This is a genomic window from Pseudolysinimonas sp. (assembly GCF_049651805.1).
Lineage (GTDB): Bacteria > Actinomycetota > Actinomycetes > Actinomycetales > Microbacteriaceae > Pseudolysinimonas_A.
The window spans coordinates 1-13,705 of sequence record NZ_JBASCU010000011.1 but is presented as its reverse complement, the minus strand read 5'-3'; the positions used below and the strand labels follow the sequence as shown (position 1 = coordinate 13,705).

General features: G+C 69.2%; 15 protein-coding genes. 6 read left to right on the top strand and 9 right to left on the bottom strand.

The window, feature by feature from the left end:
- Positions 1-40: 40 nt before the first annotated feature.
- Positions 41-352 (bottom strand): MGMT family protein, encoded by a 312-nt coding sequence (locus WBL06_RS01740; protein WP_424454251.1) that lies wholly within the window; start codon positions 350-352, stop codon positions 41-43.
- Positions 349-801 carry a GNAT family N-acetyltransferase gene (locus tag WBL06_RS01735; RefSeq protein WP_424454250.1) on the bottom strand — a complete coding sequence of 151 codons (453 nt, stop codon included), beginning with the start codon at positions 799-801 and terminating at the stop codon, positions 349-351. Before WBL06_RS01735 ends, WBL06_RS01740 begins: the two co-directional genes overlap by 4 nt.
- A 134-nt stretch (positions 802-935) precedes the next feature.
- Here WBL06_RS01735 and WBL06_RS01730 point away from each other — a divergent pair, with 134 nt between their 5' ends.
- On the top strand, positions 936-2,153 hold the full coding sequence (locus WBL06_RS01730) for an NADP-dependent isocitrate dehydrogenase (RefSeq protein WP_424454249.1): 1,218 nt from the start codon (positions 936-938) through the stop codon (positions 2,151-2,153).
- Positions 2,154-2,250: 97 nt separating this feature from the next.
- Here WBL06_RS01730 and sufU read toward each other — a convergent pair whose 3' ends face one another.
- From sufU to WBL06_RS01695, 7 genes are all read right to left on the bottom strand, one after another.
- The gene (gene sufU / locus WBL06_RS01725) at positions 2,251-2,706 is read right to left on the bottom strand and encodes a Fe-S cluster assembly sulfur transfer protein SufU (protein ID WP_424454248.1); all 456 of its coding nucleotides are present in this window, start codon (positions 2,704-2,706) and stop codon (positions 2,251-2,253) included.
- A complete protein-coding gene (locus WBL06_RS01720) occupies positions 2,703-3,983 on the bottom strand; it encodes a SufS family cysteine desulfurase (RefSeq protein WP_424454247.1) in 1,281 nt (426 codons plus the stop codon). The genes sufU and WBL06_RS01720 overlap by 4 nt, the downstream gene beginning before the upstream one ends.
- A 23-nt stretch (positions 3,984-4,006) precedes the next feature.
- Positions 4,007-4,201, bottom strand: coding sequence for a hypothetical protein (locus tag WBL06_RS01715; RefSeq protein WP_424454246.1), 195 nt, complete (start codon positions 4,199-4,201; stop codon positions 4,007-4,009).
- A gap of 66 nt (positions 4,202-4,267) precedes the next feature.
- Positions 4,268-4,699, bottom strand: a complete 432-nt coding sequence (locus WBL06_RS01710) for an Hsp20/alpha crystallin family protein (RefSeq protein WP_424454245.1) — start codon at positions 4,697-4,699, stop codon at positions 4,268-4,270.
- Between the two features lie 113 nt (positions 4,700-4,812).
- Positions 4,813-6,324, bottom strand: coding sequence for an FAD-dependent oxidoreductase (locus tag WBL06_RS01705; RefSeq protein ID WP_424454244.1), 1,512 nt, complete (start codon positions 6,322-6,324; stop codon positions 4,813-4,815).
- The gene (locus tag WBL06_RS01700) at positions 6,321-7,190 is read right to left on the bottom strand and encodes an FAD:protein FMN transferase (protein WP_424454243.1); all 870 of its coding nucleotides are present in this window, start codon (positions 7,188-7,190) and stop codon (positions 6,321-6,323) included. Before WBL06_RS01700 ends, WBL06_RS01705 begins: the two co-directional genes overlap by 4 nt.
- Before the next feature lie 7 nt (positions 7,191-7,197).
- Positions 7,198-7,638 (bottom strand): hypothetical protein, encoded by a 441-nt coding sequence (locus tag WBL06_RS01695; RefSeq protein ID WP_424454242.1) that lies wholly within the window; start codon positions 7,636-7,638, stop codon positions 7,198-7,200.
- A gap of 203 nt (positions 7,639-7,841) precedes the next feature.
- On the opposite strand from WBL06_RS01695, the gene WBL06_RS01690 reads away from it, so the two are divergent.
- The 5 genes from WBL06_RS01690 (at position 7,842) to WBL06_RS01670 (ending at position 13,589) form a co-directional block, all read left to right on the top strand.
- Complete coding sequence (locus tag WBL06_RS01690; RefSeq protein WP_424454241.1) at positions 7,842-8,963, top strand: ROK family transcriptional regulator; 1,122 nt, start codon at positions 7,842-7,844, stop codon at positions 8,961-8,963.
- Between the two features lie 79 nt (positions 8,964-9,042).
- Positions 9,043-10,293: an extracellular solute-binding protein gene (locus WBL06_RS01685; protein WP_424454240.1), complete on the top strand. Its 1,251-nt coding sequence runs from the start codon at positions 9,043-9,045 to the stop codon at positions 10,291-10,293.
- Positions 10,294-10,417: 124 nt separating this feature from the next.
- Positions 10,418-11,335 carry a carbohydrate ABC transporter permease gene (locus WBL06_RS01680; RefSeq protein ID WP_424454239.1) on the top strand — a complete coding sequence of 306 codons (918 nt, stop codon included), beginning with the start codon at positions 10,418-10,420 and terminating at the stop codon, positions 11,333-11,335.
- Positions 11,332-12,201, top strand: a complete 870-nt coding sequence (locus WBL06_RS01675; RefSeq protein WP_424454238.1) for a carbohydrate ABC transporter permease — start codon at positions 11,332-11,334, stop codon at positions 12,199-12,201. Before WBL06_RS01680 ends, WBL06_RS01675 begins: the two co-directional genes overlap by 4 nt.
- A 5-nt stretch (positions 12,202-12,206) precedes the next feature.
- On the top strand, positions 12,207-13,589 hold the full coding sequence (locus WBL06_RS01670) for a glycoside hydrolase family 3 N-terminal domain-containing protein (protein ID WP_424454237.1): 1,383 nt from the start codon (positions 12,207-12,209) through the stop codon (positions 13,587-13,589).
- Positions 13,590-13,705: the final 116 nt, after the last annotated feature.

The window sequence follows — 13,705 nt, the reverse complement described above, 5'->3', positions numbered from 1 at the left end:
GGATGTCATGGCGCCCCATCGCGAGTCATGAACTCCGCGGCTACGGCACGTGGCGGGCGAGCCTGAGGTTCACCCGGTAGCCGTCGTCGGTCGTGACGATCGGCGTGCCTTCGGCGCGGAAGTGCTCGAGCGCTCGGTCTTCGTGACCGGTAGCGGCGTGCCCCGACGCGCGGATGACGCGCCACCACGCCACATCCGCCCCGTACCAGGCCATCACGTTGCCGACCGCGCGCGCCGCCCGGGAGCCGAGCACCGCGGCCACGTCGCCATACGTCATCACTCGGCCGCTCGGGATGGCGGCGACCACGTCGAGCACCGCCTCCGCGAAGTCGGCGGCGGGTACGGGTCTCACAGGTCGAGCGCGCCCAGGTTCTCGCCGAACGGCGTCTGGCCGATGACCGTGAAGCCGACCGACTCGAAGAAGGCGCCCGGCCCGGCGTCGCCGGGAGCCCACACCACGGTCAGTCGCGAGAAGCCGCGCTTGCGTGCCTCGTCGGCGAGCGCGGCGATCGCGAACCGACCGACGCCGCGGCCCTGAGCCTGGGCCGACACGTTGACGCGCCACAGTGCCGCCCGCAGGAACTCCTCGGGGGCGTCGTCGTCAAAGGCGCCCATGATGTAGCCGACGACCTCGTCGTCATCGACGATGACGCGGGGCCACGATCCGGCCGGGTCGAGTTGCTGTTCTGCGTGAGTGTAGGTCTCGGGTTCGAGGTAGTCCTCTTGGCCCGGCTTGAGCGTCAGACGGTTCGCGGCCGAAATCGTCTCGGCGTTCAGCTCGTTCAGTCGCAGCTCACCCATGCTCCAGGCTAACCCGCTCACGCCGCGTCGGTCTGGATATCTTGATATCGAGATATCTCGGATGCCCGATAGGCTGGTCGACGGCTTCCGCGAGAGGCCGATTTCACGAGTCGCAGCCCTGCGAGAGGAAAACAGTGGTCGAGAAGATCAAGGTCGAAGGTGTCGTCGTCGAACTCGACGGCGACGAGATGACGCGCATCATCTGGCAGTTCATCAAGGACCGCCTCATCCACCCCTACCTCGACGTGACGCTCGAGTACTACGACCTCGGCATCGAGCACCGCGACGCGACCGACGACCAGGTCACGATCGACGCGGCCCACGCCATCCAGAAGCACGGCGTCGGCGTGAAATGCGCCACGATCACCCCCGACGAGGCCCGCGTCGAGGAATTCGGCCTCAAGAAGATGTGGAAGAGCCCCAACGGCACGATCCGCAACATCCTCGGCGGTGTGATCTTCCGCGAGCCGATCATCATCTCCAACATCCCGCGCCTCGTGCCCGGTTGGAACAAGCCGATCATTGTCGGCCGTCACGCCTTCGGCGACCAGTACCGCGCCACCGATTTCCGCTTCGAGGGCAAGGGCACTCTCACCATCTCGTTCCAGCCCGAAGACGGCAGCGAGGCTCAGTCGTTCGAGGTATTCCAGTCGCCCGGATCCGGTGTCGCGATGGCGATGTACAACCTGGATGCCTCGATCACCGACTTCGCGCGGGCATCGTTCAACTACGGCCTCGCCCGCAAGTACCCGGTGTACCTCTCGACGAAGAACACGATCCTCAAGGCCTACGACGGCCGGTTCAAAGACATCTTCCAGGAGATCTTCGACGCCGAGTTCAAGGCCGACTTCGACGCCGCCGGCCTCACCTACGAGCACCGCCTCATCGACGACATGGTCGCGTCGGCCCTGAAGTGGGAGGGCGGATACATCTGGGCGACGAAGAACTACGACGGGGATGTTCAGTCCGACACCGTCGCCCAGGGCTACGGCTCGCTCGGCCTGATGACCTCGGTGCTCACCACCCCCGACGGCAAGATCGTCGAGGCCGAAGCCGCCCACGGCACCGTCACCCGGCACTACCGCCTGCACCAGCAGGGCAAGCCGACCTCGACGAACCCGATCGCCTCGATCTACGCCTGGACCCGCGGCCTCATGCACCGCGGCAAGCTCGACGGCAACCAGGCGCTCATCGACTTCGCGCAGAAACTCGAGGATGTCGTCATCGCCACCGTCGAGAGCGGCAAGATGACGAAAGACCTGGCCACCCTCGTCTCCGACGACCAGCCATACCTCACGACCGAGGATTTCCTCGCCGCGATCGACGAGAACCTGAAGGCCAAGCTCGGCTGACCTCGCGTCAGCTGACCTCGCGTCAGAGACCTCGCGTCAGAGACCTCGCGTCATAGAGGGCTCTATGACGCGTCGGAGCCCCGCGTGCGGGGCTCCCTCATGTCGGAAGGGGTTCCGTGGTGCCCGCGAGGGCATTCTCGAGGGTGACCCAGGCGAGCATCGCGCACTTGATCCGCGCGACGTAGCGCGAGACCCCGCCGAGGGCGACCGCCTCGCCGAAGTGCTCCTCATCGAGTTCGATCTCGCCGCGGGAGCGCAGCGCGGTGCGGAACCGCTCGACGAGGTCGTGCGCGTCGGTGACGGTCGCACCCTCCAGCAGGCCGGTGAGCAGCGACGCCGAGGCTTGCGAGATCGCGCAGCCGTGACCCTCCCAGGTGATCGACCGGATGACGCCGCCCTCGACGTTCACGGCGAGGTCGATCTCGTCGCCGCATAGCGGGTTCACCTCGCGGGCGCGATGAGTCCAGCCGTCGACGATGCCGCGCCCGTCGGGCTGTCGGGAGTGGGTGAGGATGACCTCCTGGTAGAGCGCACGCAGGTCGTCGGAACTCACGACCGCACCCCGAAGAATCCGGTGGCCTCGTCGACCGCACTGAGGAATCGGTCGACCTCGTCGTCGGTCGTGTAGAGCGCGGCGCTCGCCCGCGCGCTCGCGCCGAGGCCCAGCCGACGATGCAGCGGCTGGGCGCAGTGATGCCCGACGCGGATGGCGATCCCACGGTCGTCGAGGAACTGACCGAGGTCGTGCGGATGCACCCCGGCGAGATCGAATCCGGCGAGCCCGACCCGCTCGACCCCGACGGGTCCGAGCACACGGACGCCCGGGATGGCGTCGAGTCCCTCGGCGAGGCGCGCCCCCAGCCGGCGATCGTGAGCGGCGATGCGCGGCATCCCGACCGCCTCGAGGTAGCGCGCGGCGGCGGCGAGGCCGATGGCCTGCGACACGCGCTGCGTACCCGCCTCGAAGCGCTGCGGCGGGGCCATGAACTCGGCGCGGTCGAGCGTCACGGTCGTGATCATCGATCCGCCGGTGAGGAACGGCGGAAGGGCCTCGAGCAGCGCACGCTTGCCGTAGAGCACGCCGACGCCGGTCGGGCCGAGCATCTTGTGGCCCGAGAACACCGCGATGTCGACGTCGAGGTCGTGGAGGTCGAGCGGCGCATGCGGGGCGCTCTGGCAGGCGTCGAGCACGGCGATCGCGCCCGCGCGGTGGGCGGCGGCGACGAGCTCGGCGACGGGGTTCACGATTCCGAGCACGTTCGAGACGTGGGAGACCGCGACCACCCGGGTGCGGTCGGTGATGACCTCCCCGACGAGATCGAGGCGCAAGGCACCGTCGTCGTCGACCGGCAGGTAGCGCAGCGTTGCGCCGGTGCGACGCGCGAGTTGCTGCCACGGGATGAGGTTGGCGTGGTGCTCGAGTTCGGTGACGACGATCTCGTCGCCCGGTCCGACCGCGAGCGCGGGGTCGCCGTCGCCGAAGGCGGCGTTGGAGAGGCCGTAGGCGACGAGGTTGATGCCCTCGGTGGCGTTCGAGGTCCAGACGATCTCGCCCGCGTCGGCGCCGACGAACGCCGCGAGGGTCGCCCGAGCGGCCTCGAACTCCTCGGTCGCCTCGGCCGCGAGGGTGTGGGCTCCGCGATGCACGGCAGCGTTGCGCCGCTCCAGGAAGTCGCGTTCGGCATCCAGCACCACTCGGGGCTTCTGCGCCGTCGCGGCGGAGTCGAGGTAGGCGAGGGGATGGCCGTTGACCGTCTCGCCGAGGATCGGGAAGTCGCGCCGGATGACGCGCACCTCGTCGTCGGTGAGCTCCGGCGTGGTCGCGTGCACTGATCGATCCTCTCGCTGCCCACTCAAGTCTGACGCGTCGCTGCCGCATCCGCTGGGGAAACGGGCCACGCAGCGCCGCACGGCAACAACATGATCGTCGTGGCGTCGACGATGCCCGATCCGATCCGCGCTAGAGCCGCCGGGATGGCGGTCGAGGCCGAGTCGGTCTGGTGCGGGCCGGTGCGGCCGCGGTGGTCGGGTTCGTCGGCGCCGGGCATCCCCCCAGCGTATGGAAGAGCCCCGGATGCTCGGCGGCGGCATCCGGGGCTCTTCCGTGTGGGTCGCTACGCCTCGACGGCGACGTTGGTGGCGGCGGGGCTGCCCGCCTGCACCTCGATCTTGCGCGGCTTGGCCTTCTCGCTGACCGGGATGACGACGCTCAGCACGCCGTTCTCGTACGACGCCGAGATGTTGGCGGTGTCGATGCCGTCGCCGAGATTGAGCTGACGCAGGAACGTTCCGGCGTTGCGCTCGCGGGCGAGCCACTTCACGCCCTCCTGGCTGCGCGTGGTGCGCTCGGCGCGGATGGTGAGCAGCTGACCGTCAACGTCGATGTCGACGCTGCCCGGGTCGATGCCCGGAAGGTCGGCGTTCAGCACGTAGTGGTCGGCGTCGCGGTAGAGGTCCATCGGCATGAGCCGCGGGCCCTGGCGGGCGTCGAGAAGCTGCCCCGCGACGCGATCCATCTCGCGGAACGGGTCGAAGAACATCGCCATCAGATCCTCCTGAAATCGATACCTTGAGTCACCATGACTCAACTATTCAGGAGATTAGCACTCGGGTGTTGCGAGTGCCAGATTCTTCCGATCGCCCTCGGCGAACGCGTTGATCAGTAGCCGACGAAGACGTCGGTGTGGATGTGGCGGGCACCCGCCTTGCGGAGGGCCTTCTTCAGCGCCGCGACCATCGACGGCGGGCCGGAGAGGAAGACGTCTCGGGTCGCGGCATCCGGCACGACCGAGAGCAGTGTCTCGCCCGAGAGTCGGCCGGGGCCGATCCACGTCCACCCGGTCGGCAGGCTCACCGGCTTCTCCGCCGACGCGATCGCGACCCGGCATCCGGCTTTCTCGAGTTGCTCGGCATAGGCGAGGTCGTCGAGCGAGGAGATCGCGTAGACCACCGCGATGTCGCGCCCGCCGCCTTCTGCGGCCGCCTGCTCGAGGTGGCCGATGAACGGCGTGATGCCGATACCGCCCGCGACGAGCAGCAGCGGGCGGCCCGAATCCGCGGGCAGCAGGAAGTCGCCTCCGACGCTCGTCGCCGACACCTTCGCACCGGGCTCGAGGTCGAGCAGGGCGCGCTTGAACGAGCTCGACTTCTCGGGCAGCCGGATGCCGAACCGCAGCATCTCGCCCGGCGCCGAGGCGATGCTGAACACCCGTCGCCAGCCCCGGGAGTCGGTCTTGCCGTGCGGCAGGCTGAGCTCCATGAACTGCCCGGGGGCGAAGCTGACCGGCCGCAGCGGGTGGAAGTCGAACTCCCATGACGACGGCGAGAGCTGCCGGCGGCCCGCGAACTCCAGGCGGATGCCGCGGCGCTGTCCGAAGAGGAACGCGAACAGGTTGGCGACGAGCAACGCGAGCTCGGGGCTGTTGTGGAACGGGGGAATGTTGAAACTGATGAAGTACAGGATCGCCGCGATCGCCGCGTAGACGAGCTGCTGCCAGCGGCGGGGCGGCAGGGTGAGCGGCTCGGTGATCATGAAGCCGACGAAGAACCAGAGCGCCGACTGGAGCACCGCGTACTGGAGTCCCGCGACCGGGTCGCCGCCGAACAGCAGGTAGTTGACGGCCGCCGCGGCAAGGCCGACACCCACGTAGACGGCTCCCATCGGCAGTCGCCTCGTGCGGAACAGGATCAGGAAGGCGAACACCACCACGAAGGGCAGCATCCACGGGTTTCCCGGCCACCAGGCGCCGAAGCTCAGGCCCGTGAACCCGATCGCGAGCGCTCCGACGGCGGCGGGGTTGAAGATGTGGCGCCCGCGGATCGCGAGCAGGTACTTGCTCGCGACTGCGATCACGCCGGCGAGGGCGGCGCCGCCGAGCGCGGACAGGCTGAGGTTCGGCGGCAGAATGAAGTACAGCAGGCCCGCGGTGATGAGCGTCGACTCAGTGTGCGCCTTCACGCGGAACAGCGCTGCGAACGCGAGACTCGTCAGCCCGCACGCGGCGGAGACCACCGCGGCGTGCGCGAGCATCCCGAGTGCCCCCGCGTTGCCCGGTTGCACGACGCCGAGCATCGAGTACACGAGGCCGACGATGAAGAGGATGCCGAGGCTGTAGAGCACGAGGCGGTACATCGTGAAGCGGCCAAGCAGTGCGTCGAGCCATGCGGTCATAGGAACATCTCCCCGGGGAAGTCGGGCGATACATCGACGGAGCCGTCGTGGAACATTCTGGCGAAAGCCGTGGCCCGGCGGGCGACGAATCCCGGATCGGCGTCGAAGAAGAGTGCCGTCGCGATTCCGTCGGCGACCATGGCGGACGGCGCGAGCACCCAGGTCGCGATCACCCCACGCGTCGGTAGCCCAGTCGCGGGGTCGAGCACGTGGTGCAACCCGTCGCCCCACGCCCGCCGGGTCGTGGCGCTCGCGCAGAACGCGCCGTCGGCCAGCTCGGCGACACCGACGGCTTTGCGCGGGTCGAGGGGGTGCTCGAGCGCGATCCGCATCGGCACCGCTCGGGTGCGGATGTCGCCACTCGCGTCCACGATGTGCTCGGGGATGCCGGCGTCGGCGAGCAGGTCGCTCACGAGGTCGACGAGGTAGCCCTTGCCGGCGGCCCCGACGTCGAGCACGACGGGCCGAACGACATCCAGGTACTCGCCGTCCCAGGCGATCGCGTCGTCCCATGCGGGAACCGAGGCGACGTCTCCGGATGGGCGCAGCCGGTAGGTCGCGTCGTAGCCCAGGGCCTCGAGCGCGCGTCCGACCAGGGGCGTCACCCGCCCCGCGGTCGCGTTGTACAACTCGCCGTAGAACTCGAGCAGCGGGCCGGCATCGTCGGCCAGCCGATGTCGCCCCGGCGTGGCAAGTGCCGCGATCCGTCCGTCGGCACGGAAACGCGACCAATCGCGATCGAAGCGCGCCACCCGTTCCGTGACGGCGTCGGCGATCGGCGGCGCGAGGGTATCCCGGGTGTCGATCCGCCAGTTCGTGCCGATCGCCTCGAACGTCCAGGCGACCGGAAGAGGATCGACGATCATCGCCCGGCTACGACTCGGCCGCCTCGGCCTTGATCTTTTCGATCGCGTCCTTGAAGCCGCCGCTGGTGAGCGACGAGCCGCCGACGCGCGAGACCGCGAGGGTGTCGATGTCTTCGCCTTCGACGACGGCACCGATGCCGTCGGCGAACTGGGTCTGGAAGCCCCTCGCCGTCGAGTCGGTCGACTCCGGAGTCACGGTCACCCCGGTGACGATGTCGCCGGCGAGGGTGATCTCCACGCTCACCTTCGACGGGCCGGCGGGGGACACGTAGTCGCCTTCCGCCGTGTACGTGCCGTCGGCGTACTCGGCACTGGTTTCGGAGTCGACCGTCGCGCCGGACTCATCACCCGTGTTACCCGTCGCCGCCGAGCAGCCGGCGAGGGCGGTGGTCAGGCCGAGTCCGGCAAAACCGAGGGCGATCAGGCGAGGAGTAGTCGTCGTGGTCATGCGCTCAGCCTTCCAGATTTCGGGAAACCGAAGTCGTTCGTTAACCCGTGAATTTGCTGGACGTGTCACCAATTGCGGGTCGCGTACGAACCGCCGCCGGGCAGCTCCCTCGTGCTCTTCCGGGGTGACCGGGCGCATAACAAGTTTGTTAAGCGTCCGCTCAAAAGTTGCGAATAGTTTGTTCGTAGGGTTTACTAACCCGCATGCCTCCTCGCTCGTCGCTGCGGACGACCGCCAAGTCACTGCCCGAGCATGCCCGGGGCCACAACCGGTCGCTCGTGCTCCAGACCCTCTACTCGTCGGGCGCGATGAGCCGCGCCGACCTGGCCCGGGCAACGGGGCTCACCCGCGTCACCATCTCCGACCTGATCTCCGAACTCATCGCCGAGGACCTCGTCGTCGAGCAGGGAACGCGCGACGAGGCACGCCCGGGTAAGCCGGCCACTCTCGTCGACATCGACAGGAGCGGGTTTCGCATCCTCGGTATCGATCTTTCGGGCCACGACGCCTTCCGCGGCGCTCTCCTCGACCTCGACGGCGGCATCCACGATCGGGTGACCGTTCCCCTCGCCGGCGCGACCGGCGAGGCCGCAGTCGCCAAGGTCATCGACCTCGCTCGCGACCTCGCCGCGCGGGCGCCCGTGCCGATCCTCGGCGTCGGCATCGGGTCGCCGGGTGTCGTCGACCTCGCCGGCATCGTGCTGACGGCACCGAACCTCGGCTGGCACGACCTGCCGTTGCAGGAACGGCTGAGCGCCGAGCTCGGGCTGCCCACCCTGGTCGCCAACGACGCCAACGTCGCCGCACTCGCCGAACACTCCTTCGGGGATGCCCTCAGCGACACGATGCTCATCAAGATCGGTAACGGTGTCGGCGCCGGCCTGCTCGTCGGGGGCACTCTGCTCTCCGGCGCACGCTTCTCGGCGGGCGAGATCGGCCACGTCGTCGTCGGCACCGACGGCGGCGAGCCGTGTGCCTGCGGCAAGCGCGGCTGCCTCGAGACGTGGCTCGCCATCCCGCGCCTCGAGGCGCGGATCGCGGCCTCACCCGACGAGCGCGACGACATCCTCGCCCGCGCCGGCGAACGTCTCGGCATCGCCCTCGCACCGGTAGTCGGGGCCCTGGATCTCGCGGAGGTCGTGCTCAGCGGCCCCGCGCACCTGCTCGAAGGCCCGCTAGCTCGCGCGGCCCTCGACACCCTCCGCTCGCGCACGATGGCCGAATTCCACGGCGATCTTGCCCTGCGGGGGAGCGCCCTCGGAGAGGACATCGTCATGCGCGGCGCCGCTGCCATGGTGCTCTCCGGGCGGCTCGGGGTCAGCTGACCCTTGCACCGCTGTACCACCGCACTACAGGGTGCCTGCATCTTCGCTCGCACCGTCGCCCTAGGAAAGGAACAGAGAAATGAGGAAACTCGCTCTCACCGCGGCGCTCGCCGCCGGTGCGATCGTCCTCGCCGGCTGCTCGGGCACCCCCGCCGAGCCCGAGTCCGGCGAAATCCGTGTCTGGCTCGTCGGTGCGGACACTCCGCAGGATGCCCGTGACTACCTGATCGAGACCTTCGAAGACGAGAACCCCGGCTCCACCCTCGTCATCGAGGAGCAGCAGTGGACGGGTCTCGTCGACACGCTCACGACGGCTCTCTCGTCGAACGACAGCCCCGACATCGTCGAGGTCGGCAACACGCAGGCTCCGGCGTTCACGTCGGTCGGCGCATTCCGCGACCTCAGCGGGGTCTACGAAGACCTCGGCGGGGATGACCTCCTGCCCGGCTTCGTCGAGGCGGGCTCGTACGACGGCACGCTCTACGCGGCGCCGTACTACTCGGGCGCTCGCGTCGTGTTCTACAACACGGCGCAGTACTCGCAGGCCGGGGTCGAGGTTCCGGCGACGCTCGACGACTACGTCGCCAACGCCGGCGCGATCGCCGCGGCGCTCCCGGGCGTCTCGGGCGTGTACTGGCCCGGCCAGGACTGGTACAACGCCCTCCCCTTCATCTGGGAGAACGGCGGCGAGATCGCCGTTCTCGACGGGGAGACGTGGGACGCGCAGCTCTCCAGCCCCGAATCCCTCGCGGGTCTTACGCAGGTCGCCGAGGTGATGGCATCCTCGACCGCCCCGAAGGACGGCGACGAGACGGATGTCTGGGTGCCGTTCCGTGAGGCGCAGGGGGCAACCCTGTCGGCTCCGAGCTGGGCGTACTGGTCGATCATCGCCGACGCCGATCAGGCGCCGACCGCGCTGACCGACACCCTCGGGTACTTCGCCCTGCCGGGTAAAGACGGCGGAGCGGCTCAGGTGTTCGCGGGTGGCTCGAACATCGCCATCTCGGCGAAGTCGGCCAACCCGACGCTCGCCGAGAGCGCGCTGAAGATCATCTTCAGCGACGAGTACCAGTCGATCCTTGCGGCCAACGGCCTCGTGCCGGCCAAGCAGTCACTGGGTGACCAGGTGGCGGCGGCCAGCCCGGAGCTCGCGGCCGTCATCGCCGAGGCCGCGGCCAACGCGAAGCTCACCCCGGCGAGCCCGAAGTGGGCCGACGTGGAGGCGGCGCGCCTGCTGCAGGACTTCTTCGTGCGCATCGCCACCGGCGGTGACATCGAGGCGCTGGCCACCCAGCTCGACCTCGACATCGAAGCCGTCCTTAACGACTGAGAGATCAGTCTCAACGGGTGAAAGTACGGTGGCGCGGCGCGATTCGACCGCGCCGCGCCACCGGCACCCGTCGCCCTAGGAAGGTCCGGGGCACGATCCACAACCTATCCGAAAGGCCCTCCCCGTGAGTCCGCTCGCCCCCGCACGTGTGCGGCGCAAGCGCGACCTCACCCCCCTGTACCTGTTGATTCCGGCCGGGGTGGTGCTGCTCGCCCTGACCGCCTGGCCGCTCATCCAGCTCATCATCACCTCGTTCCTCGAGTTCGGCCGCGCGCAGATCTTCGGTGCACCGCCGATCTTCGTCGGCCTCGACAACTACGCCGACGTGCTCACCGACGACGAGTTCTGGCAGGTGCTCGGTCGCAGCGTCGCCTTCTGCCTCGTCAACGTGCTGCTGACGATGCTGCTCGGCATCTCGATCGGCGTGCTCATGACCAAGCTCGGCAAAGGCTTCAAGCTGCTCGTCTCGGTCGGCCTCCTGCTTGCCTGGGCGATGCCCCCCGTGACGGCCAGCGTCGTGTGGGGCTGGATCTTCGATACCGACCGCGGCGTCGTCAACTACCTGCTCACGCAGGTCACCGGCGTCGACTTCCAGGGGCACTCCTGGCTCATCCAACCGCTCTCCTTCTTCTTCGTCGCGACGATCATCGTCACCTGGCAGGCGATCCCCTTCGTCGCCTTCACCGTGTTCGCGGGGCTGACCCAGGTTCCGAACGAAGTGCTGGAGGCCGCCGAGATCGACGGGGCGACGGGCTGGCAGCGCTTCCGGCTCATCGTGCTGCCCTACCTGCGCGGTGTGCTCGTCATCCTGCTGATCCTCCAGATCATCTGGGACATGCGGGTCTTCTCGCAGATCTACGCGTTGCAGACCGTCGGGGGCATCGCCGCCGAGACCAACACGATCGGCGTCTACATCTTCAAGGTCTCGATCGGGGCCGGCGACCTGGGTGCGGGCGGCGCGATCTCGGTGCTGCTCGTCGTCCTCATGCTCGCCCTCTCGGGCTACTACATCCGTTCGCTGTTGAAGCAGGAGGAGTCATGACGCGCGAACTGGCCCCGGGGCGGCCTCGTTCGGCCGCCGTGCGCGCCGCCCTCAACGTCGTCGCGGTGATCGTCTTCGTTGCCTCCGCGTTCCCGGTGTACTGGATGATCAACTCGGCGTTCCTGCCGAACAGCGCGATCCGCGAGCAGACCCCCCACTTCCTCCCCGACCAGTTCACCGTCGACAACTTCGTGAAGGTCGTGACGCAGCCGTCGGGAACGATCGAGTTCCTGCCCGCGCTCGGCACCTCGCTGCTGGTGACCCTCACCACGGTCGTGCTCGCCGCGGTGTTCGCGTTCTTCGCGGCGCTCGCCCTCTCCCGCTTCCGGTTCCGCTCGAAGAAGACCCTCGTCGTCGCCCTGCTGGTGGCGCAGATGATCCCCGCCGAGGCGATGATCGTGTCGATCTTCCGGGTACTCGACGGCTGGCAGTTGCTCAACTCGGTCATCGGTCTCACCCTCGTGTATCTCGCGGTCGTGCTGCCGTTCACGATCTGGACCTTGCGCGGGTTCGTCGCCGGCATCCCGGTCGAGCTCGAGGAGGCGGCGATGGTCGACGGCTGTTCGCGCTTCGGCGCGTTCTTCCGGGTGACGCTGCCGCTGCTCTGGCCGGGGCTCACCGCCACGGGGGTGTTCGCGTTCATCCAGGCGTGGAACGAGTTCCTGTTCGCCCTCGTCATCATGCAGAAGCCCGACGCACGCACCCTGCCGGTGTGGCTGCGCGCGTTCGTGCAGGCGACCCAGGCGACCGACTGGGCGGCGATCATGGCCGGCTCGACGCTCATCGCGGTGCCGGTGATCGTGTTCTTCCTGCTCGTGCAGGGCCGCATGGTCGGCGGCATGGCGGCCGGGGCGGTGAAGGGATGAGCGGGGTGGATGCTGTGCTGCTGCCCGGTTTCGTCGGCACCACCCTGCCGGGCTGGGTCGCCGACCGGCTGCGCGGCGGGCTCGCCGGGGTCTGCCTCTACGGCGAGAACGTCGAGTCGCTCGGACAGGTGCAGTCGCTGATCTGGCAGATCCGCCAGGCGAAGCCGGACGCGATCGTCGCGATCGACGAGGAGGGTGGAGATGTCACCCGCCTGCACTACAGCGAGGGATCGCCCTACCCCGGAGCAGCGCTTCTCGGTCGCCTCGACGACCTCGAGCTGACTGCGGTGGTCGGCCGCGCGGTCGCCGACGACCTGGTGTTCGCCGGCGCCGACCTCAACCTCGCACCCGTCGCCGACGTGAACTCCGACCCGCGCAACCCGGTCATCGGGGTTCGTTCGTTCGGTGCCGACCCCGACCTCGTCGCGCGGCACGTCGCCGCGTTCACGCGCGCGCATGAGGCCGTCGGGGTGGCGACGAGCGTCAAACACTTCCCCGGGCACGGCGCCACCGCGTCCGACTCGCACCTCGCGCTGCCGGTCGTCGACGTGCCGCTCGACGTGCTGCGGGCCCGCGACCTGCCGCCGTTCCGCGCCGCGATCGAGGCAGGCGCTCGTACGGTGATGACTTCGCACATCCTGCTGCCCCAGGTCGACCCCGTGAACCCGGCGACGTTCTCTGCCCGCATCCTCGGCGACATCCTGCGCCGGGAACTGGGTTTCGCGGGCGTCGTCGTCTCGGACGCCCTCGACATGACGGGAGCATCGGGCGGGATCGGCATCCCGGCCGCCGCCGCGCGCGCCCTCGCCGCGGGGTGTGACCTGCTCTGCCTCGGTACGGGTGGGTCACCCGAGCAGCTCGACGCGATCGGCGACGCCGTTGTCCGCGAGGTCGAACCGTCGCGCCTCGCCGACGCGACCGCGCGGGTGGCCGCACTCATCGACTCGCTACGCGGGCCCCGAACGAGACCGGTCAGCGCGCAACTCGGCGAACGACTCGACCGGGGGTTCGCGATCGTCGAGGGCGCCCTGCCGCATCCCGACGCCGTGATCGTCGTCGTCGAGACGACGGCCAACATCGCCGTCGGGCTGGCGCCGTGGGGTCCCGCCGCGGCCGGCGCCCCGGTGCTGCACATCGCCGCGGGCGATCCGCTCCCCGCCGACCTCGCTGCCGATACGCCCGTCGTGCTCGTCGCGAAGGACGTGCACCGGCATCCCGACGTCGCCGCGCTCGCCGACGTCGTGCGCACGGGTCGTCCGGGCAGCCTCGTCGTCGACATGGGCTGGCCGTCGGGGCCGGTCGACATCGCGACCTTCGGGGCGTCCCGCGGGGTCGGCGCGGCGCTCGTGGGCTGGCTGATGGATCAGGGGTGGCGCGGATGGCACTGAGGATCGGGATCGACATCGGCGGGACGAAGACGGATGCCGTCGCCCTCGCCGCCGACGGCGCGGTCGCCGCCGAGCACCGGCTCGCGACCGGCTTCGGCGCGGTCGCGGTCCTCGAC

Bases quoted from the DNA above. Each gene is read 5' to 3' on its own strand.
- WBL06_RS01735 (WP_424454250.1), bottom strand. From the start codon at position 801: ATGGGTGAGCTGCGACTGAACGAGCTGAACGCCGAGACGATTTCGGCC.
- WBL06_RS01715 (WP_424454246.1), bottom strand. From the start codon at position 4,201: ATGCCCGGCGCCGACGAACCCGACCACCGCGGCCGCACCGGCCCGCAC.
- WBL06_RS01710 (WP_424454245.1), bottom strand. From the start codon at position 4,699: ATGGCGATGTTCTTCGACCCGTTCCGCGAGATGGATCGCGTCGCGGGG.
- WBL06_RS01705 (WP_424454244.1), bottom strand. From the start codon at position 6,324: ATGACCGCATGGCTCGACGCACTGCTTGGCCGCTTCACGATGTACCGC.
- WBL06_RS01700 (WP_424454243.1), bottom strand. From the start codon at position 7,190: ATGATCGTCGATCCTCTTCCGGTCGCCTGGACGTTCGAGGCGATCGGC.
- WBL06_RS01695 (WP_424454242.1), bottom strand. From the start codon at position 7,638: ATGACCACGACGACTACTCCTCGCCTGATCGCCCTCGGTTTTGCCGGA.
- WBL06_RS01690 (WP_424454241.1), top strand. From the start codon at position 7,842: ATGCCTCCTCGCTCGTCGCTGCGGACGACCGCCAAGTCACTGCCCGAG.
- WBL06_RS01685 (WP_424454240.1), top strand. From the start codon at position 9,043: ATGAGGAAACTCGCTCTCACCGCGGCGCTCGCCGCCGGTGCGATCGTC.
- WBL06_RS01675 (WP_424454238.1), top strand. From the start codon at position 11,332: ATGACGCGCGAACTGGCCCCGGGGCGGCCTCGTTCGGCCGCCGTGCGC.